This is a genomic window from Kosakonia sp. SMBL-WEM22, assembly GCF_014490785.1.
Classification (GTDB): Bacteria; Pseudomonadota; Gammaproteobacteria; order Enterobacterales; family Enterobacteriaceae; genus Kosakonia.
The window spans coordinates 3882667-3901264 of the sequence record NZ_CP051488.1 but is presented as its reverse complement, the minus strand read 5'-3'; the positions used below and the strand labels follow the sequence as shown (position 1 = coordinate 3901264).

General features: G+C 56.3%; 20 protein-coding genes. 4 read left to right on the top strand and 16 right to left on the bottom strand.

Translation table 11 applies throughout. The features are described 5' to 3' along the window. Position 1: 1 nt before the first annotated feature. From proW to HF650_RS18715, 7 genes are all read right to left on the bottom strand, one after another. Positions 2 to 1066, bottom strand: coding sequence for a glycine betaine/L-proline ABC transporter permease ProW (gene proW, locus HF650_RS18745; RefSeq protein WP_187799883.1), 1065 nt, complete (start codon positions 1064 to 1066; stop codon positions 2 to 4). After that, positions 1059 to 2261, bottom strand: a complete 1203-nt coding sequence (proV, locus tag HF650_RS18740) for a glycine betaine/L-proline ABC transporter ATP-binding protein ProV (protein WP_187799882.1) — start codon at positions 2259 to 2261, stop codon at positions 1059 to 1061. The genes proW and proV overlap by 8 nt, the downstream gene beginning before the upstream one ends. Positions 2262 to 2624: 363 nt before the next feature. Then, positions 2625 to 3587, bottom strand: a complete 963-nt coding sequence (nrdF, locus tag HF650_RS18735; RefSeq protein WP_187802761.1) for a class 1b ribonucleoside-diphosphate reductase subunit beta — start codon at positions 3585 to 3587, stop codon at positions 2625 to 2627. A 10-nt stretch (positions 3588 to 3597) separates the two neighbouring features. Continuing rightward, positions 3598 to 5742: a class 1b ribonucleoside-diphosphate reductase subunit alpha gene (gene nrdE / locus HF650_RS18730; protein WP_187799881.1), complete on the bottom strand. Its 2145-nt coding sequence runs from the start codon at positions 5740 to 5742 to the stop codon at positions 3598 to 3600. Beyond that, entirely contained in the window at positions 5715 to 6125 is a 411-nt protein-coding gene (nrdI, locus tag HF650_RS18725) for a class Ib ribonucleoside-diphosphate reductase assembly flavoprotein NrdI (protein ID WP_187799880.1), read from the bottom strand. Before nrdI ends, nrdE begins: the two co-directional genes overlap by 28 nt. Then, positions 6122 to 6352, bottom strand: coding sequence for a glutaredoxin-like protein NrdH (nrdH, locus tag HF650_RS18720; RefSeq protein WP_042712550.1), 231 nt, complete (start codon positions 6350 to 6352; stop codon positions 6122 to 6124). Before nrdH ends, nrdI begins: the two co-directional genes overlap by 4 nt. A gap of 265 nt (positions 6353 to 6617) precedes the next feature. Next, a complete protein-coding gene (locus HF650_RS18715; RefSeq protein ID WP_124967463.1) occupies positions 6618 to 6944 on the bottom strand; it encodes a DUF883 domain-containing protein in 327 nt (108 codons plus the stop codon). 161 nt (positions 6945 to 7105) lie between these two features. Between HF650_RS18715 and HF650_RS18710 the strand changes: the two genes are divergently transcribed. Then, positions 7106 to 7450, top strand: a complete 345-nt coding sequence (locus tag HF650_RS18710; RefSeq protein WP_187799879.1) for a DUF2002 family protein — start codon at positions 7106 to 7108, stop codon at positions 7448 to 7450. 13 nt (positions 7451 to 7463) lie between these two features. On the opposite strand, the gene alaE is transcribed toward HF650_RS18710, so the two are convergent. Together alaE and HF650_RS18700 are read right to left on the bottom strand one after the other, a co-directional pair. After that, positions 7464 to 7913 carry an L-alanine exporter AlaE gene (gene alaE, locus HF650_RS18705; RefSeq protein WP_054803941.1) on the bottom strand — a complete coding sequence of 150 codons (450 nt, stop codon included), beginning with the start codon at positions 7911 to 7913 and terminating at the stop codon, positions 7464 to 7466. A 420-nt stretch (positions 7914 to 8333) separates the two neighbouring features. Then, positions 8334 to 8513 carry a hypothetical protein gene (locus HF650_RS18700; RefSeq protein ID WP_187799878.1) on the bottom strand — a complete coding sequence of 60 codons (180 nt, stop codon included), beginning with the start codon at positions 8511 to 8513 and terminating at the stop codon, positions 8334 to 8336. Positions 8514 to 8692: 179 nt separating this feature from the next. Here HF650_RS18700 and HF650_RS18695 point away from each other — a divergent pair, with 179 nt between their 5' ends. Next, positions 8693 to 8851, top strand: coding sequence for a YqaE/Pmp3 family membrane protein (locus HF650_RS18695; protein WP_023480545.1), 159 nt, complete (start codon positions 8693 to 8695; stop codon positions 8849 to 8851). A 126-nt stretch (positions 8852 to 8977) separates the two neighbouring features. Next, positions 8978 to 9856: a hypothetical protein gene (locus HF650_RS18690; RefSeq protein ID WP_187799877.1), complete on the top strand. Its 879-nt coding sequence runs from the start codon at positions 8978 to 8980 to the stop codon at positions 9854 to 9856. On the opposite strand, the gene HF650_RS18685 is transcribed toward HF650_RS18690, so the two are convergent. After that, positions 9853 to 10455, bottom strand: a complete 603-nt coding sequence (locus HF650_RS18685; RefSeq protein WP_187799876.1) for a short chain dehydrogenase — start codon at positions 10453 to 10455, stop codon at positions 9853 to 9855. The genes HF650_RS18690 and HF650_RS18685 overlap by 4 nt on opposite strands. A 100-nt stretch (positions 10456 to 10555) precedes the next feature. Between HF650_RS18685 and HF650_RS18680 the strand changes: the two genes are divergently transcribed. After that, entirely contained in the window at positions 10556 to 11452 is an 897-nt protein-coding gene (locus HF650_RS18680; RefSeq protein WP_187799875.1) for a LysR family transcriptional regulator, read from the top strand. A gap of 32 nt (positions 11453 to 11484) precedes the next feature. Here HF650_RS18680 and HF650_RS18675 read toward each other — a convergent pair whose 3' ends face one another. From HF650_RS18675 to HF650_RS18650, 6 genes are all read right to left on the bottom strand, one after another. After that, the gene (locus HF650_RS18675; protein WP_187799874.1) at positions 11485 to 13149 is read right to left on the bottom strand and encodes a methyl-accepting chemotaxis protein; all 1665 of its coding nucleotides are present in this window, start codon (positions 13147 to 13149) and stop codon (positions 11485 to 11487) included. 113 nt (positions 13150 to 13262) lie between these two features. Next, on the bottom strand, positions 13263 to 14687 hold the full coding sequence (locus HF650_RS18670) for a DNA cytosine methyltransferase (RefSeq protein ID WP_223284211.1): 1425 nt from the start codon (positions 14685 to 14687) through the stop codon (positions 13263 to 13265). Between the two features lie 66 nt (positions 14688 to 14753). Next, positions 14754 to 15278, bottom strand: a complete 525-nt coding sequence (locus HF650_RS18665; RefSeq protein WP_187799873.1) for a rhodanese family protein — start codon at positions 15276 to 15278, stop codon at positions 14754 to 14756. A gap of 2 nt (positions 15279 to 15280) precedes the next feature. Further along, the gene (locus HF650_RS18660) at positions 15281 to 15592 is read right to left on the bottom strand and encodes a metalloregulator ArsR/SmtB family transcription factor (protein ID WP_187799872.1); all 312 of its coding nucleotides are present in this window, start codon (positions 15590 to 15592) and stop codon (positions 15281 to 15283) included. 94 nt (positions 15593 to 15686) lie between these two features. Next, the gene (locus tag HF650_RS18655; RefSeq protein WP_187799871.1) at positions 15687 to 17033 is read right to left on the bottom strand and encodes an enolase C-terminal domain-like protein; all 1347 of its coding nucleotides are present in this window, start codon (positions 17031 to 17033) and stop codon (positions 15687 to 15689) included. 1 nt (position 17034) lies between these two features. Continuing rightward, the gene (locus tag HF650_RS18650) at positions 17035 to 18369 is read right to left on the bottom strand and encodes an MFS transporter (RefSeq protein WP_187799870.1); all 1335 of its coding nucleotides are present in this window, start codon (positions 18367 to 18369) and stop codon (positions 17035 to 17037) included. Between the last annotated feature and the right edge of the window lie 229 nt (positions 18370 to 18598).

The window sequence follows — 18598 nt, the reverse complement described above, 5'->3', positions numbered from 1 at the left end:
ATTATTTGGCGAAGGGGCGGGTCAGCAGACCGAGCGGGCCGGTCTGATACCAGCGGTGGTTACCGCGGCTGCGCGAGTCACGGCCCACGGCCTGGGTCAGACGGTCGAGAATAATCGCGAGGATCACAATCCCGACGCCGCCAACGCTGGCAAGGCCCATATCAAGGCGGCCAATCCCGCGCAGCACCATCTGCCCCAGCCCGCCGACGGCGATCATTGAGGCAATCACTACCATCGACAGCGCCAGCATCAGGGTCTGGTTGATGCCCGCCATAATGGTTGGCATCGCTAGCGGTAGCTGAACTTTGAACAGCATCTGGCGCGGGCTGGCACCAAAGGATCGCGAGGCCTCAATCAGATCGGCCGGCACCTGGTTAATACCGAGGATGGTCAGGCGCACCACCGGCGGCAGGGCGAAGATAATCGTCACTACCACGCCCGGCACGTTGCCGATGCCGAACAGCATCACAATCGGCACCAGGTAGACAAACGCCGGAGTGGTCTGCATCGCATCCAGCAGCGGGCGAATGATCTTCGCCGCCCGCGGGCTGCGCGCCAGCCAGATCCCCATCGGCAAGCCGATCACCACGCAGAACAGCAGTGCGGTAAGCACCAGCGCCAGCGTAATCATCGCCTGCGACCAGGCACCAATTGCGCCGATGGCGATTAGCGACACCAGCGTTGCTACGCCCATCCCGGCGCTGCTCATCTGCCAGGCGATCAGCGAGAAGAGAATAATGGCCACCGGCGACGGCATACCGAGCAGCAGCTGCTGAAAGCCGCTGAGAATGTAATCCACCGGCACGCGAATGCCCTGGAAGAGCGGGCGGAAGTGGAGCACCACCCAGTCAATTGCCTGCGTTACCCAGCTATCGAGCGGGATCAGGGTTTTATGGAACGGATCCATAATATTGAAGTGTTCCGGCGCGGGTGCCGGGGCGCTGTTGAGCCAGTCAGCGCTGCCGCTATCGGCAGGTGCTGCAGCACCGCCGCCCCACGCATCTGCTGACTGTGCGGCGCTGTCCGTTGCCGGTGCGCTCTGCCACGGATTGTTTTGATCAGCCATTGTTTGCCCCCTCGCGATCTAAAGCCTGCAGCAGCATTCGTTTCGAAATGATGCCCACGTACTGTTGCTCTTCACCCACCACTGGCACAGCGCAGGGCGCGTGTCCAACATGGGAGAGCAGTTCGCTGAGCGGCGTGTCTGCCTCCACCGCAAGCGGGGAGTCAATCAGCGCCGCCTCGATCCCCTGAGCTGCGGCCAGCGCCGCTTTCAGGGAGTCGATGGAGACAATGCCGACAAACTTGTTGCCGCGCTCAATGACATAGCCATATTCGCGGTCTTCGTCCTGCAACACTTTCAGCGCCGAGCGCGGGCCGAAACCGGGCGTTTTACGGATCAGGCCCACGGGCGTGCGGCGCGCAATATCTTTCGCGCTAAAGACCTGGCTAATATCGACGCCGCGGAAGAAGGTGCGCACATAATCATTGGCCGGGTTATTTAAAATCTCATCCGGCGTGCCAACCTGCACCACCTCTCCGTTTTGCATAATCGCAATCCGGTCGCCAATGCGCATCGCTTCATCAAGATCGTGGGAAATAAAGACGATGGTGCGCTGATGTTTCGCCTGCAGCTTTACCAGCTCATCCTGCATCTCGGTACGAATTAAGGGATCAAGCGCGGAGAAGGCCTCATCCATTAATAAAATATCGGGATTGATGGCTAATGCGCGGGCTAATCCGACGCGCTGGCGCATACCGCCGGAGAGTTCATCCGGGTAGGCGTGGGCATAATTTTCCAGCCCCACCTGGCGCAGTGCATCGAGCGCTTTTTCCTGCCGCTCCTGCGCGGGCGTGCCGGCTAACTCCATACCGAATGCGGTATTATCCAGCACCGTCATATGCGGCATCAGCGCGAATGACTGGAAAACCATCGCAATCTTTTTTCTGCGCACCTCGCGAAGCTCGGCATCCGATATTTTGGCGATATCGACGCCGTCTATCAGCACCTGCCCGCGGGTGGGTTCAATCAGGCGATTGAGAAGGCGTACCATAGTGGATTTACCCGAGCCGGATAACCCCATGATGACGAATATCTCGCCTTCTTCAATGGCCAGACTGGCGTCTTTCACGCCAAGCGACAGACCCGTTTTTTCCAGTATTTCTTCTTTCGAAAGTCCTTTTTCTATATATTTGAAAGCTCTCTGTGGATGCTCGCCAAATACTTTATAGAGATTCTTAACTTCTAATTTAATTGCCATGCAATAATATATTTCCTGTTATTTATTATTTCGATACGCTACCCAATGAATATATTTGACTGGTCATACCCTACCATACTCTCCATCTGAGACAACCCTTCTGTGCCGCGCTTTACAGAATTTCCATGCAGTCAAAGAGCATTATTTCCCATGATATAAGGGCTGGCGCGGGTAATCATTTTTTCGTATTACTGAGAAAAATGAGCCAGAATGGGCATGATTTTGCGGAATATGAACAAACCATGACAGCGCAGAACGCCATAGTTATTTTGCTAAGAATTAGCTTAGATGAGACGGAATAAATAGTAGTGAATTAAAAATCGGGGGGATATTCTCCTCCCGCAGCGCGAGAGGAGAGAATATTTAAAAGTTCCAGTCTTCGTCTTCCGTTTCGACGGCTTTACCCATCACATATGAGGAGCCGGAGCCGGAGAAAAAGTCGTGGTTTTCGTCGGCGTTGGGCGACAGCGCCGACAATATCGCCGGGTTGACGTCCGCCATCTCCGGCGGGAAGAGCGCTTCATAGCCAAGGTTCATCAGCGCCTTGTTCGCGTTGTAGCAGAGAAACGCTTTCACCTCTTCGCCCCAGCCGCTGTCTGCGTAGAGATCGTCGGTGTAGGCGAGCTCGTTATCGTAGAGCTCCATCAGCAGATCGAGGGCGAAAGCTTTCAGCGACTCGCGTTCCGACTCGCTCACTTTCTCCAACCCTTTCTGATACTTATAACCGATGTAGTAACCGTGCACCGCTTCATCGCGAATGATGAGCCGAATCAGGTCCGCGGTGTTGGTGAGCTTACCGCGGCTGGACCAGTACATCGGCAGCCAGAAACCGGAGTAGAAGAGAAACGACTCCAGAAAGACGCTGGCGATCTTCTTCTTCAGTGGATCGTCAGCGCGGTAATGAGCCAGCACAATCTGCGCTTTGCGCTGCAGGGCGCTGTTCTCTTCGCTCCAGGCGTAAGCGGCATCGACGTCCCGCGTCTGGCAGAGCGTCGAAAAGATGGAGCTGTAGGAGCGGGCGTGCACCGCCTCCATAAAGCTGATGTTGGAGAGCACCGCCTCTTCATGGGGCGTGGCGGCATCCGGCATCAGCGCCGGTGCGCCGACGGTGTTCTGAATAGTGTCCAGCAGCGTTAGCCCGGTAAATACGCGGATCGTCAACTGCTGCTCGGCCGGGCTCAAGCTCTGCCAGGCCGGAATATCATTCGACAGCGGGACTTTTTCCGGCAGCCAGAAGTTGCTGGTCAGCCGGTTCCACACTTCGAGGTCTTTATCATCCTGGATTTTGTTCCAGTTCACCGCGCTGACGCGGGAGAGTGGGTTCATCATTTTTTCCTTACAGCGCACAGGAGACACAGCCCTGGATTTCGGTGCCTTCCAGCGCAAGCTGGCGCAGGCGGATGTAGTAGAGCGTCTTGATGCCCTTTTTCCAGGCGTAGATCTGCGCCCGGTTGATGTCGCGTGTGGTGGCGGTATCTTTGAAAAAGAGCGTCAGTGACAGGCCCTGATCGACATGGCGCGTCGCTTCGGCGTAGGTATCGATGATCTTCTCCGGCCCAATCTCATAGGCATCTTCGTACAGGGCCAGGTTCTCATTGGTCATAAACGGGGCAGGGTAGTAAACGCGCCCGGTTTTCCCCTCTTTGCGGATCTCAATCTTCGACACAATCGGATGAATACTGGATGTCGCATGGTTGATATAGGAGATCGATCCGGTCGGCGGCACTGCCTGCAAATTCTGGTTGTAGAGGCCGTAACGCATCACCTCTTCGCGCAGCTGCTGCCACATCTCGCGCGTCGGGAGGGTGACATTGGCGCGGGCAAACAGCGCGCGTACTTTATCGGTTTTCGGCTGCCAGTCGCCTTCAAGGTAGCGATCGAAATACTCGCCGCTGGCGTAGCGAGAGGCGGGAAAGCCGGCAAAAGTCTGGCCGCGCTCGCGGGCAATCATCATCGAGGTATGCAGCGCATGCCAGGTGATGGTGTAGAAGTAGAAGTTGGTGAAATCGAGCCCCTCCGGGCTGCCGTAGGCAATGCCTTCGCGCGCCAGATAGCCGTGCAGGTTCATCTGCCCAAGCCCGATAGCATGGGAGGCGGCGTTGCCCGCTTCCACCGACGGCACCGAGCGGATATGGCTCATATCAGAGACAGCGGTTAAACCGCGGATCGCCGTCTCAACGGTGCGACCGAAATCGGGTGAATCCATGGTGTGGGCGATATTCAGCGAGCCGAGATTACAGGAGATATCGTGCCCGGTATCGGCGTAATCGAGGTTGTCATCAAAGGTCGAAGCGCTGTTAACCTGCAAAATTTCCGAGCAGAGGTTGCTCATATTGATGCGCCCGGCAATCGGGTTGGCGCGGTTAACCGTATCTTCAAACATGATGTAAGGGTAACCAGACTCAAACTGGATCTCCGCCAGCGTCTGGAAGAAGTCACGCGCGTTGATCCAGCTTTTGCGCACCCGCTCGTCGGCCACCAGCTGGTCGTAATTTTCGCTGATTGCCATATCGCCAAAGGGCTTGCCGTAGAGACGCTCCACATCGTAGGGCGAGAAAAGCGCCATCTGCGCGTTCTCTTTCGCCAGCTGGAAAGTGATATCCGGGATCACCACCCCCAGCGACAGAGTTTTAATGCGGATCTTCTCATCGGCGTTTTCGCGCTTGGTATCAAGAAAACGCAAAATATCGGGATGATGCGCATGCAGATAGACCGCGCCCGCGCCCTGGCGCGCGCCCAACTGATTGGCATAGGAGAAGGCATCTTCCAGCATCTTCATCACCGGGATCACGCCGGAAGACTGGTTTTCGATGCGCTTGATTGGCGCGCCTGCTTCACGCAGATTCGAGAGCAAAAAGGCCACGCCGCCGCCGCGTTTGGAGAGTTGCAGGGCGGAGTTCACCGCGCGGCCAATTGATTCCATATTGTCTTCAATGCGCAGCAGGAAGCAGGAGACCAACTCGCCGCGCTGCTTTTTGCCGCAGTTGAGGAAGGTCGGCGTCGCGGGCTGGAAGCGGGCAGAGAGTATCTCCTCCACCAGCCCCTGCGCCAGCGCAGTATCGCCCTGGGCCAACGTTAAGGCCACCATGCAGGCGCGATCTTCAAAATCTTCCAGATAGCGTTTGCCATCAAAGGTTTTCAGCGTGTAGCTGGTGTAGAACTTCCACGCGCCGAGGAAAGTTTGGAAGCGGAAACCACGCGCTTTTGCGTGCGCCAGCAGATCGATGACAAACGCCCGCTCATAGCGCGCCAGCACACTCTCATCGTAATAATTTTCCGCAACCAGCCACGCAAGGCGTTCATCCTGGCTCGCAAAGTGAACGCTGTTGGGACGAACATGGTGGGCCATAAACGCGTCCACCGCCTGGTGGTCTTTTTCAAACTGAATGCGGCCATCGCGATCGTAAAGATTGAGCATGGCATTCAGGGCGTGGAAATCGGGCGTGCTCTGCATCACGCGTTCTGCGGTTGTCGTTGCCAAAATTCGCTTACTCCTGTTCGCACGTTGATGATGTCCTGCGCGGTCCCCATCAGTTCAAATCGATAGAGGTAGGGCACCGCGCATTTTTGCGCGATCACATCGCCCGCACGGCAAAACGCATCGCCAAAGCTGCGATTACCGGCGGCGATTACGCCGCGAATCAACGCCCGATTGTGCGGATCGTTTAAAAAGCGGATCACCTGGCGCGGCACAGCGCCCGCCGTACCGCCGCCGCCATAGCTGGGAACCACCAAAATATAGGGTTCGTCTACCTGAATGCGCTCACGCTCGTTGAGCGGAATGCGCACCGCCGGCAGCCCAAGACGCGCAATAAAGCGATGGGTGTTTTCCGAGCTGCTGGAGAAGTAGACGAGCGTGCTCATGCGGCTGCGCTGAGACGATTAATCATATCCGGGCGAAAACCGGACCATTTTGTCTCGCCTGCGACCACTACCGGCAGCTGGCGAAAACCCATCGCGCGCAGCTGGTCTGCGGCATCCGGCACGTGATCAATGTTCACCATCTCAAACTCAAAACCGCGGCTCTCCATCGCCCGCTTGGTGGCGTGGCACTGAACACAATCATCTCGAGTGTAAATAGTAATGCGCATGATTCGTATTTCCGTTAAAAGTAGTAAGGCGACGCAATAGGTCGCGTCAGTTAGTGTATGGAGTACAAGAAGAGATACTAGATGTAGTTATAAATTTTATCAACCATACAATATATGGGAAAAAGACACAGGCCGTGCCCAGGAGAGTGGCTGAATGGGTAAGGGCGAAATGTCGCCGCGTATTGTAAAGCGGGGCAGAAAAAGGACAAAGAAAAACCCCTGCCATCCGGCGGGATGGGCAGAGGTTTCAGATTATTTGTATAAATTAACGACGGAAGCTGAGCAGCGCGCCGACAAAAATCCCGACTGCGGCAGCAGCACCGACGCTGCACCACGGACGATCTTTTACAAAGCTATCGGCGCAGCCGACGGCGTCACGTGCAGCTTGTTGCACACGGTTGCGACCATGCATGCGCGCGCGAGTCTCTTTCAGCAGCGCCTGCGCTTTACGGCGCGCAGATTCGCCTTCCTCTTTCGCGTCGCTGCCCCAGGATTTAAGCAACTCTTCCAGGCTATCCGCTAACTGGTTGACATCGTTATTGATATCTTCAACACCTTCATCTACTTCACGGCGTGTGGGTCTGTTTAACATAGTAGCCTCCCTTTTTTTGGTGTGTTTTTAAGCGTAGACCATAAATTTACAGGCCAAACGGCAAACGCCCCTTTACACACAGTTTGTGGAATTTTCTGAGTCACTGACCATGCTCAGTACTGTAAGGTTGCGAAGCAGTTGAGAGATGATGAGGAAAATCTATGTATTTACGACCCGATGAAGTGGCGCGCGTGCTGGAGAATGTCGGCTTTACGATGGATGTGGCGACCAACAAAGCGTACGGTTATCGCCGTGGCGAAAATTATGTCTATGTGAACCGTGAAGCGCGTATGGGCCGCACGGCGCTGGTGATCCATCCTACCCTGAAAGAGCGCAGTTCATCGCTGGCCGATCCCGCATCGGAGATCAAGTTGTGCGATCACTACCAAAATTTCCCGCTCTACCTTGGCGGCCATGAACAGGAACATTACGGCATTCCGCACGGTTTCAGTTCGCGTATGGCGCTTGAGCGCTTCCTGACCGGCCTGTTCGGCGAACAGCACTAACCCAGAGCAGCCATCAGGCTTTCGCCTGGTGGTAATGGCTTACCCGGAAGAGACGGCGGCAGTAGTCGAGGAAGTAGCCGTAGACCGCCCCCATCAACATCGATATCACGATATTCGAACTGACCGCAGCCATAATCTGCTGCCAGTCCGCACCTACCGACCATAAAATCGTCACGTATACCGGCGACTGAAATGTGACATACGCCAGCACATCCGCCAGATTTTTCATCCAGCCTGCCGGGCTGATGCGCCGCGCATAGCGCATGAAGAGATCGCGATAAAAGCCATAGGGCCAGGCAATAATGATATTAACCGGGATCGCCACCAGACGAGAGGAAAGGGACTGCTCAAAGCTCATTCCGGAGAGGAATATTTCAATCACCATGTTCACTACTGAACAGTAGACTACCATCGCGAAAGTGTCCGCAGCGGCGTGGCGCAGGCGAGACTGCGAAGAGAACATGATGGAGCTCCTTGAAAAATGATGGCGCAAGAAAGTAGTTCAGCGTTTTAAAACAGAGTTATTTACGCGCATAGCGTATCTGTCTGATTTGAAACTCTCAACTAGCGATTAATTTTTATTTTTAATCGCCACCTGGATAAAGTGCTCTCTACCTGCTGCATTTTTCGTCATTACCCTATTATTGTTGGGGTGGTGTACGAAATTGTTTATTCTCAATCACTTAGTGATTTTTTTATGCAGCACAGCTCACTCATTACAGCGCGCTGTGCTTTTGCTTACGGGGAACAGGGCTAAGGCAGCATGTTTTATGCTAATAATGGGTTTTTTGTAGCATAATATGCGGTGTTGAAGGGGTGGTGTTTTAGGCATCAAAAGAGGAAGGTTATGCAGTTATGCGGCAGGCAACCCCGCCGCAATCACTCAGCAGACGCCAAAGTCGCCCTCTTCTTTATAGAGCGCAACGTCTTCTGCTTTAAGTGTCAACTTTTCCGCCTGTTCATCATGAGTCGGCACCGCAACAATTTGATCCTCATGCACTTCAAGAACTTTCAATTTTGGGCCGCCAATCCGCGGTTGAACGATATCGCCTACAGCAAACATACGTCTCTCCTTTGTAACGAGGTTGTAAGAGTAAACATAGACTGAAGGGCGAGCGTGGTACAGCGTAAAAGAGGGTAAACCTCTTGGTGGCTGATTGGCACTGGAGCGTGTAGCGGCTACGCTTAAACAGATTGTTTAAATTATCAATCACCTGGAATTTGCTTTGCACAGGAGGCTAAATGGGCTTTTGGCGTATTGTCATTACGATTCTTCTTCCGCCGCTGGGCGTGCTGCTCGGTAAAGGCTTGGGCCTGGCGTTTCTTCTTAACATTCTGCTCACGCTGCTGGGTTACATTCCGGGCCTGATCCACGCCTTCTGGGTGCAATCCCGCGACTAGTACTAATCCTGCCGGGGCGGTTTTCCGCCCCATTCCGATCGAGTGCACATTTTTTCTCCAAATCTTTAAAGAGAACCTTGCTTATGTCGATAACTATCACGTCAGCAATCACTCTAAGGAAGCGAAATGAGCATTCAGGAAGTCGGTGCCGCTGCGGCATCGCAGTCGCAATACGAGGCACGTCCGTCAAAAACTCCCGTCTCTGTCGGGAAAGAGGTTGTTAACGAAAGTTCGATTTCCGTCTCAATCTCTGAGGAAGCGCTGGCGCGCGGTGCGCAGAGCCAGCCAACACCGACCAAAGAGCAGAGCGATCAAACCGCCCGCGAAATGGCCTCCCTCCGTAATAGCAATATGGCCTCGCAGGCACGGGGCCCGAGCCTCGCCAGCGCCTTCTATGGCGATCCGGCAACTGCCAATGATGCCGTAAGCTTTATCGACTTTTTCCAGCACTCCACTATTAATGCCGATGATATGGCCACTGCGCTGCACCAGGCATTGACCTCTCCGCAAGGTAGCGGTGATGAGACGACTCTTGGGATGGATGTCGCGATGACCCAGGCGAAACTCAATTATGTGGTGGACAAGTTCGTCTCTGCGGATTACCAGCAGCAGGCGCGCGATTTCGTCGCTGGGTTTGTTGCCAAAAAAGGTGAGCAGGCGGATCAGACCGTCCGCGCAGTGCTGAACCAGTCGGCAGCGCTGGCGCAAAGCCTTGGCGATACCAGGCAGGCGAACCGCGATCGGCAGGCGATTGAGCAGCTTGATGCCGGAACGCATGCATCGCAAACCGACCGCAAGGCGATGCTGGCGATCACCGCCGACGGTCGCGACAGTAACAGCTGGTTCGCGCAGATGAATCAGCGGGTGGAAAACAGCGGTTCGCTGCCGTTTATCACCGCGCTTGAGAAGAGCCATCTTGGCGCGTTACAGCAGCAGTGGTCGCAGTTCACCACTCTGCTGAAAGCGGCGGAGCAACCTGCGGTTGATGAAAGCGCCCGCGTCTAATACCCGACGGTAAATGTGCGGCCTGTCTGCACGCCGTAAACACTGCGCCGATAGGCCAGCGCAGCGCGTGCGGCAGGCACACTTTCAAACCCCGGGAAGAACGCACCATATTTTTCAACGGATTCGCTAAGCACCGTCGGGCTGACGACATTAATGCGTAAGCCACGCGGTAACTCACACGCTGCGGCACGCACAAAACCCTCCAGCGCCGCATTGACGGCGGTAGCGTTCGCGCCCTGCGCAATGGGTTCGCTGCTGATAATGCCGCTGGTCAAGGTGATCGAGCCGCCATCATTAAGATAGTACTGACCAATCAGCGCCAGCCGCACCTGGCCCAGCAGCTTATCGTTAAGGCCAAAAGCAAAATCCTCTGCGCGCATCGCCGTCAGCGGGCCGAAAAAGAGCGAGCCGGTGGTGGCAATAATCGCGTCGACGCGCCCGGTCTGCGCAAACAGCGCCTCGACACTCTCATCACGCGTTAAATCGACCTGTAACTCGCCGTGCGTTAATCCAACGCTTATCACCTCGTTATCTTTACCCAGCTCTGCCACCACGGCGCGACCAAGGGTACCGGTAGCGCCCGTCACAATAATCTTCATTTGACCTCTCCTTCTGTGTGCGGAGTGGTCATTTTTTACCTAATCATTGATAAGATAAATGCTCTGAATGTTTATTCATTCCTAACTAATGGTTTGTACTATGGATAAGCTGCGCAGTATGGCGGTGTTTGTCGCCGTGGTAGAGGCAGGGTCATTTACCCAGGCCGCCGTCAGGCTGGAGATCTCTGCGGTGATGGTGGGTAAATACATTGCCCAACTTGAAAACAGCCTGGCGACGCGCCTGCTGGCGCGTAATACCCGACGCCAGAGCCTGACGGATGCCGGTCGTGTCTTCTATGATGAGGCGCGGCGGGTGCTGGAGCAGGTGCATATTGCCGAAACCTCAATAGAGCGGCTGCGTGCGGCACCTGCCGGTACGCTGCGCGTCAGTGCCTCAACCACCTTTGGCGGCTGCGTCATCGCACCCATCACCGCCACCTTTCTCACAGCGTGGCCGCAGGTACGGGTCGATCTGGATTTGAGCAATCGCAGTGTTGATCTGCTGGAGGAGGGGTTCGATCTGGCGATCCGCATCGGCGCGGTGAACAGTGAGGATGTGGTGGTGAGGCCGCTCTGTCTCTACCGGATGGTGATTTGCGCCGCGCCTGCTTATCTGGCGCGCTATGGCGAACCGGCCTCACCCGAGGCGTTACGCGATCACCGCTGTTTGTCGAACGGCGTATGGAACCGGCACAATGAGTGGAAATTGCCGGGCGAAGCGGGGGAGATGAGCTGGCAGCGCGATCCGGTGCTGCGCTGCAACGACGGGCAGGGACTACGAATGGCGGCGATTGCCGGGGCAGGGCTGCTGTTACAGCCTGAAATCCTGGTGCGCGAGGAGCTGGCAAACGGCACACTGGTGCGCATTATGCAGCCCTTCACGCCCAGGCCGCGGCCGGTGAACCTGGTCTATCGCCAGGAGAGCCGACCGCTACCGAAATTAACGCACTATATCGAGCACCTCCACCACGAGATTACCCAGTGGGTGGCAGCGTAACCCGCGCGACAGCTTCATCGCGCGGGTGGCTGTCAGAAGGTTTCCCAGTTGCTGTCGCTGCTGCCTGTGCTGGTGGTGGCCACAGGGCGCAGCGGCGCAGCGCTCGGTTTACCCGCTTTGGCGTTCAGTAGCGCGCTGTGCCCGTTGACGCGAAACACGGCAACAGCCTGACGTAACTGCTCGGCCTGCTCTTCAAGGGCGGCTGACGCAGCCGCAGACTCCTGCACCAGCGAGGCGTTCTGCTGCGTCACGCTATCCATCTGTGACACGGCCAGGCTCACCTGCTCAATGCCTTTGCTCTGCTCATCGGATGCTGAGGCGATCTCGCCCATAATATCCGTCACGCGGGTGACGGCATTGACGATCTCTTTCATCGTATCGCCCGCTTCCGCCACCAGCGTGGTGCCGGAGTTGACGCGGTTCACGGAGTTTTCAATCAGCGTTTTGATCTCTTTTGCCGCCTGCGCGCTGCGGCTTGCCAGCGTGCGCACTTCGCCTGCCACCACGGCGAAGCCACGGCCCTGTTCGCCGGCGCGCGCCGCTTCCACGGCGGCATTCAGCGCCAGAATATTGGTCTGGAAAGCAATGCTGTCAATCACACTGGTAATATGGGCGATCTGCTGGGAACTGTCGGAGATCTCGCTCATTGTGCGCACCACATTGTTGACTACCTGGCCGCCGCGCGCAGCGGTGTCAGATGCGGTTTTCGCCAGCTGAGATGCCTGGCGGGCGTTATCGGTATTCTGTTTTACCGTGGCGGTTAACTGCTCCATGCTGGCGGCAGTCTCCTCCAGCGATGCGGCCTGCTGCTCGGTGCGTGAAGAGAGATCGTTATTGCCTGTCGAGATCTCACTGGCACCGGTATAGATCGAATCTGAACTGTTGCGCACCGCGCTGACGGTTTTCACCAGTGAGGATTGCATCTCATGCAGGCCGGTCGCCAGCTGGCTCATCTCGTTACGCCCCTGTGCGGCAATGGTTTGTGTAAGGTCGCCGCCAGCAATAGCGCGAATATGGTTCATCACGCTGTGCAGCGGGCGTAGCAGCAGGTGCTGCAGGCCGAGCCAGATCATCACCATCACCGCAATCACCACCAGCAAAATCACCCCGAGCGTCCACTGCATGCTGGTAAAGCTGTGCTGGTTCTGCTGCGCAGCTGCCTGCAGGAAGGTGTTGTTTTCGGTGCGCCATTTGGCGTAGCTGGCATCCATATCATCCTGCGCCTGCTGCGCATCCAGATTGCCATAGGCTTCATAATTGTTGGCGCGCAGGAAGGCGATCGACTGTTGCAACACATCGTGCATTTTGGTGATGTTTTGCGCGACGTCGTCCGCCAGCGCGCTCTCCTGTCCGGCGACGCGCGGTGTACTTTTATAGTTATTGAAATAGGTTTCAGATTTTTGCAGGGAATCGGTTGCGGTGTTGAGCAGCTTTTCGATACTGGCGAGGGAAGCCGGATCGCGCTGGTTTTTCAGAAAGCGAATCGCCACGCGGGTGACGGTCACGCGGGTTTTGATCAGCGTATTCACGCTATCGCCAAGGTTTTCTTGCTGCGCATTCAGAACGCCGGTGTTCTGGAAGTTTACCCGGTCGTTATTGACCGCCGAGTAAAAAAGACCCCCGGTGACCAGTTGAAGAAGGCAAAATACCGAAAGGGCGATAATAATGCCGGTGATAACACGTATGTTTTTGAGCATGGCCATAGTCCGTAAGAGAGTCGGGATTGCTCAAGAATTATCGACCTGGCCAGGCTTAACTTTACGATCGCTTATCAAACACTTCACTCAGGCCGAGTGAAGTGTATTCTGCGTCACAGATTGCTCTTCTCTTTGCGCCGTTTCACCGCCAAATCTATGCGCGGTGCCAGCAGTTTTGCTACCGCGGCAAAGACTGGCACCACCACCGAATTGCCGAACTGGCGGTACGCCTGGGTGTCGGAAACGGGGATGCGAAACGGCTTTTCGCCCACTTTCTCAAAGCCCATCAGCCGGGCGCATTCGCGCGGTGTCAGGCGACGCGGACGGCGAGCCTGGTTCTCAGCATGGGTAAAGTCCGCTTCGCCCAGCGCTCTATCCCAGCCGCGATCGACAAGGATCTCGGAACCATCTTTGTGATAGCGCGCCGACAGCGTGCGCGCGACGCTGCCCGCATTCGTTGGATCGACCAGCCCGAAACCAAAACCATTGCCTTTGGCGGCGTGCTTTTTCGCATAGCGGTAGAGGTAATCCCACAGCTTGGGCGAGAGCACATATTTACTGTCGACGGTCGGCTCCAGCAGTTCACCAAAGGTCGGGCGCTGCTGCGGATAGAGGCGGTCGATATCGCGTAGCGTAAAGCCGTCGGCGAGATCGAGGTCGCGGCGAAAACCGACCAGCACAATGCGCTCGCGGTGCTGCGGCAGAAAGTGTTTGCCGTCGATAATCTTCGGGTCGTTCTTACCGGAGGCGTCCGCGTCGGCGACGTCGTAGCCCAGCTCATCCAGGGTATTCATGATCACGCTGAAGGTTTTGCCTTTATCGTGGCTCTTGAGGTTTTTCACGTTCTCCAGCACGAAAATCGCCGGGCGACGGGCTTTAATAATGCGCGCGACGTCGAAAAAGAGCGTCCCCTGCGCTTCACACTCAAAGCCGTGCGCCCGCCCAAGAGCGTTCTTCTTACTCACGCCCGCAAGGCTAAAGGGCTGGCAGGGGAAACCGGCTAACAGGACGTCATGTTCAGGGATATGCTGCGCGATATGGGCGTAAGCCTGCGCTTCAGAGATGGCGGGGTTGCCGCTCAGCGTCACTTCACGGATATCCTGGTTAAAAGTGTGTGCGGCGCTGTCGTTATACCAGTTGGCTTTATAGGTGCGCACCGCGTTTTTGTTCCACTCGCTGGTAAAGACGCACTGCCCGCCAATGGCTTCAAACCCGCTGCGGATGCCGCCGATACCGGCAAAGAGATCGATAAAGCGAAAGCGGTAATTGGGGTGGTGCGCGGGCGGGGAGGGCAGCAGCTCGCGCAGCAGCTTCTCTTCAGTGGCGGTAAGGGTTTTCGCCGCGCCTTTGCCATTAACCCAGCGGTTAAGCGCTTCGCGGCTCCACTCCGATTTGCCCGCTTGCTTTAACTGCTCCGCCACATACTTTTGACCATAGATGTCGAGTACCTGGTTGAGCAGCGCACGATCCCGCGCCTGTTGCTGCAAAGCCTCTGCCTGCGCCAGCTCTTCCTGCGCGAGTGAATCAAATTCCGCCATGGCGTCTCCTTGGGTGTAGGCCGGGAAATATATCACTCATTTGACCCGGAGGAGAAATGCCGTACATCAGGATCGGTTCCACGGCATCTTCGCCAGCAGCAGCGCCATGCCGCACCAGCCGCTTAATCCGGCGAACAGCAGGCCAGCGCCGACAAACCCCGACAGCAAAAAGAAGGCTGGATTGAGCAGGTAGCCGAGCGCCACGCCAAGCAGCACCAGGCTGCCGGCAACGATCTGCACCTGCTGCATCAGCGGGCGCGGCTGAGCCTTATCCTGCACCGTTGGCAAGCCTGCACGTTTCCAGTTCGCCAGCCCGCCTTCAAGCAGCAGCACCTGCGCTGGTGCGGCGGCCTGGATTAACGCCTCAACGTTTTTCTCGGTACGCATCCCGGACTGGCAGTGGAAAATCACCGTTTGCGCGGGAGCGTCACTGCTCAGGCGTTTACCGGCCAGAAGATCCTCCAGCGGCAGGGAGAGGGCATCGGGCAGATGTTCGCGGCGAAACTCATCCGGCTGGCGAATATCAATAAGCGGCACGCCCTGCTGCTGCTCTATCCGCGCGTCACGCGGGGTGATGGTGCTGTAGTGCATATTCAGACCTCCGGGCAGTAGATGCCCTTGAGTGTGTTGACGATATGGTTCACGGCGGGATCTTTGATGAAGTAGGTGATGCGCTGCGCCTGACGCACGCTCTCGATCAGCCCCTCATCTTTCATGCGCGTCAGGTGCTGCGAGGTGGCCGACGGGCTAAGGCCGGTCAGCGCTGAGAGTTCGCCTGCATGGGTGCCGGGCACATCGCAGAGCATGCACAAAATCAGCAACCGGCGCGGGTGGCTCATCGCTTTCAGCAGCGCAGCGGCCTGCTCTGCCTGGTTCTGTAATTGGGTAATATTTGAGAGTGACATGGTATTTTAGGTTTTTCTAAATTTAGGAAAATCTAAAATACAAACAGGGAAGAAGCAAGTGAAAAGCCAGGCCATCGTGCCTGGCTTTGAGATTTTACGGACGCACCAGCGTCGGGCGTTTAGCGTTAAATTGCCAGTTATCAATCAGAAACTGCATGCCGATGGCGTCATTACGGTTTTTATCCGGCAGTGCCTGGTAGCGCTTATGCGCTGCCTCCACCCGTGCCATATCCAGCGTCACGCCGAGGCCAGGCCCTTCAGGCAGCTCCAGATAGCCGTTGCGGATCTGCGGCGCCTGCTCGGTTAACTGTTGCCCATCCTGCCAGATCCAGTGGGTATCAAAAGCGGTGATACGATCGCCCGGCGCCGCCGCACCGAGATGTGCCACCATCGCCAGTGAGATATCAAAATGGTTGTTGGAGTGGCATCCGGTGGTTAAGCCCCATTCACTGCATAACTGGGCGACGGTGTGCGCATTGCGCATTGTCCAGAAGTGCGGGTCTGCCAGCGGAATGTCGATGGCGTTGAGGCGTAATGCATGCCCCAGTTGCCGCCAGTCATTGGCGATCATATTGGTGGCGACCGGCACGCCGGTGGCGCGTTTAAACTCTGCCAGCGTTTCGCGCCCGGAGTAACCCTGCTCCGCGGCGCAGGGATCTTCCAGATAGGGCACGCGTCCCGCCAGTTGCTTGCCGAGGCGGATCGCTTCTTCCAGCGACCAGCTGGCATTCGGATCGACCGTCACGCGCGCGCCGGGAAAGTGCGCCAGCAGCCGCTCGACGGTTTCCACTTCATACTCGCCCGCATGCACACCGCCCTTCAGTTTGAAATCGCGAAAACCGTACTGCTCGGTAGCCGCCTCCGCAAGACGTACTACGCCCTCGTGATCCATCGCGGGCTGGTGGCGTAACCAGAACCAGGGCGCACCGCTATCATCGCCGGGCTGGTAATCCATCGTGGTTTTGCCCCTGTCGGCGATATAGAAGAGGTAGCCAAGCACCGGAATGCGGTCGCGCTGCTTCCCGGCAGCGAGCAGATCGGCCACCGGCAGGTTGAGGAATTTCCCCTGGAGATCGAGCAGGGCCGCTTCGATAGCCGCCACCGCGTTATAGAACTTCTCCGGGTTCATCTGTGGGATATGGATGCTGTCCGCCAGCTGGCTGTGCTGATGCCGGGCGTCGCTGCGCCAGAGCTGGCTGATGGTGTGGTTAAGGCGCAAGATTTCGCTGCCGACGACCTGCGCTTCGAAACGCGCCAGCAGATCCAGCACCGAGCTGTGGCAGGGACATTCACCCACGCCGGTCTGACCGTTCGAGTCGGTGAGCCGCACCAGAATGCGGGTGAAGTAGCAGTTATGCGCGCCGCCAATATTGAGCAGCATACTGTCGTAGCCGGCCACCGGAATGACCTGCATATGGGTAATTTTGGGACTATCGGACATCTTACTTCTCCATACTTATCATTGCGCCAGGCGTCGTTTTGTTGCGGCGCAGCAGTAGACACAACCCGGTAATGACCGAGACGCTGGTTAAGGCGTAGAGCCCGCCGGTGGTTGAGCCGGTGGTCAACTCCAGATAACCAAACACCGTCGGCGCGAAGAAGCCGCCAAGATTGCCGATGGAGTTAATCAGCGCGATCCCCGGCGCGACGATGCTTGCCGGCAGCTCGCCCTGCGGCATCGGCCAGAAGAGGGTGGCGCTCACTTTTGAACCGATACAGGCAACAATCATTGCCACGAAGCCAAACCAGGGATTACCGAGCGTCGCCATAAAGGTGCCGCAGGCTGCAACCAGCATCGCCAGCCCGAGGCCCTGGCTGAGCTTGTCGCGGTAGCGGTCGCTGTAGCGCCCGACAACGTTGAGGGCGACGATGGCGCAGAGCCAGGGAATGGCGGTGAGTAAACCAATGCCGAAGCTGCTGAAGCCCTGAATGCGCTGGATAATTTGCGGTAGCCAGAAGACCAGTGTGTAGCCGGTCATGGTCATGGTGAAAAAGATCAGGCAGTAGGTTAACAAACGGCGGTCGGTGAGCAGTGCCATTTTGCTCTGCCCGGCGGTGCTGTTTTCCCGCTCCCGATCCTCCTGCGCCAGTTGCCAGGCCAGCGCCTCTTTCTCTTGCGCGCTTAACCAGCGTGCTTCCTGCGGGCGAGAAACCAGTACGCCGAGGGCTATCAGCCCTACCAATACCGAGCCGCCGCCTTCAAGAAACATTACCCACTTCCAGCCGGCGATGCCCATAAAATCATGCATCAGCAGAATGGCGCCGGTAATTGGCCCGGAGAAGAGAAACGCGCCTGCTGAGGCGCTTAAAATAAACGCCGTTGCTCGCCCGCGATGGGAGTTTGGCACCCACTGACGGAAATAGAACAGCACGCCTGGAAAGAAGCCCGCTTCAGCAACGCCGAGCAGGAAGCGCAGCACATAAAACTGCGTCGGGGAGGTAACAAAGCCGGTGAAGACCACCACCATACCCCAGGTCACCATAATGCGTGTCAGCCAGATGCGCGCGCCATAGCGCTTCATCATCATATTGCTGGGCACTTCAAACAGCGCATAACCAATAAAGAATAACCCTGCCCCGAGGCCAAACGCCGCCGCGCTAATACCAGCATCAGTATGTAATTCAGCTTTAATAAAACCGATATTTGAACGATCTATTTGGTTTATTATCAACATCACCGCCAGCATTGGAATAATACGGCGGAAGAACTTTCCTACCGCAGAGGAAATAAGCTGTTGATGATCTATCGCTCTGTGCAGATGTCCTGTCTCACTCATGGGGATACTCCCGTTATAGTCGTCACTAAATAGTAGGGAGCAGGGGCGGGTAAAAATATGTGCATCAGCACAAGTGTTATTGTGTGTTTATGCAGACGCTCAGAAATATCATGTATTTATCACAGAAATAAACAGAGTTTAGACTGAAGAATATGCGCCTCTATTCACAAAACCAGCAGTGCAATTAAATTATTGCTCTCACGCATTTGTATTTTCAGCAGATTGGTCT

Excerpts from the sequence above, each read along its gene's own strand:
- proW (WP_187799883.1), bottom strand. The coding sequence starts at position 1,066 with ATGGCTGATCAAAACAATCCGTGGCAGAGCGCACCGGCAACGGACAGC.
- proV (WP_187799882.1), bottom strand. The coding sequence starts at position 2,261 with ATGGCAATTAAATTAGAAGTTAAGAATCTCTATAAAGTATTTGGCGAG.
- nrdF (WP_187802761.1), bottom strand. The coding sequence starts at position 3,587 with ATGAACCCACTCTCCCGCGTCAGCGCGGTGAACTGGAACAAAATCCAG.
- nrdI (WP_187799880.1), bottom strand. The coding sequence starts at position 6,125 with ATGAGCACGCTCGTCTACTTCTCCAGCAGCTCGGAAAACACCCATCGC.
- nrdH (WP_042712550.1), bottom strand. The coding sequence starts at position 6,352 with ATGCGCATTACTATTTACACTCGAGATGATTGTGTTCAGTGCCACGCC.
- HF650_RS18715 (WP_124967463.1), bottom strand. The coding sequence starts at position 6,944 with ATGTTAAACAGACCCACACGCCGTGAAGTAGATGAAGGTGTTGAAGAT.
- HF650_RS18710 (WP_187799879.1), top strand. The coding sequence starts at position 7,106 with ATGTATTTACGACCCGATGAAGTGGCGCGCGTGCTGGAGAATGTCGGC.
- alaE (WP_054803941.1), bottom strand. The coding sequence starts at position 7,913 with ATGTTCTCTTCGCAGTCTCGCCTGCGCCACGCCGCTGCGGACACTTTC.
- HF650_RS18700 (WP_187799878.1), bottom strand. The coding sequence starts at position 8,513 with ATGTTTGCTGTAGGCGATATCGTTCAACCGCGGATTGGCGGCCCAAAA.
- HF650_RS18695 (WP_023480545.1), top strand. The coding sequence starts at position 8,693 with ATGGGCTTTTGGCGTATTGTCATTACGATTCTTCTTCCGCCGCTGGGC.
- HF650_RS18690 (WP_187799877.1), top strand. The coding sequence starts at position 8,978 with ATGAGCATTCAGGAAGTCGGTGCCGCTGCGGCATCGCAGTCGCAATAC.
- HF650_RS18685 (WP_187799876.1), bottom strand. The coding sequence starts at position 10,455 with ATGAAGATTATTGTGACGGGCGCTACCGGTACCCTTGGTCGCGCCGTG.
- HF650_RS18680 (WP_187799875.1), top strand. The coding sequence starts at position 10,556 with ATGGATAAGCTGCGCAGTATGGCGGTGTTTGTCGCCGTGGTAGAGGCA.
- HF650_RS18675 (WP_187799874.1), bottom strand. The coding sequence starts at position 13,149 with ATGCTCAAAAACATACGTGTTATCACCGGCATTATTATCGCCCTTTCG.
- HF650_RS18670 (WP_223284211.1), bottom strand. The coding sequence starts at position 14,687 with ATGGCGGAATTTGATTCACTCGCGCAGGAAGAGCTGGCGCAGGCAGAG.
- HF650_RS18665 (WP_187799873.1), bottom strand. The coding sequence starts at position 15,278 with ATGCACTACAGCACCATCACCCCGCGTGACGCGCGGATAGAGCAGCAG.
- HF650_RS18660 (WP_187799872.1), bottom strand. The coding sequence starts at position 15,592 with ATGTCACTCTCAAATATTACCCAATTACAGAACCAGGCAGAGCAGGCC.
- HF650_RS18655 (WP_187799871.1), bottom strand. The coding sequence starts at position 17,033 with ATGTCCGATAGTCCCAAAATTACCCATATGCAGGTCATTCCGGTGGCC.
- HF650_RS18650 (WP_187799870.1), bottom strand. The coding sequence starts at position 18,369 with ATGAGTGAGACAGGACATCTGCACAGAGCGATAGATCATCAACAGCTT.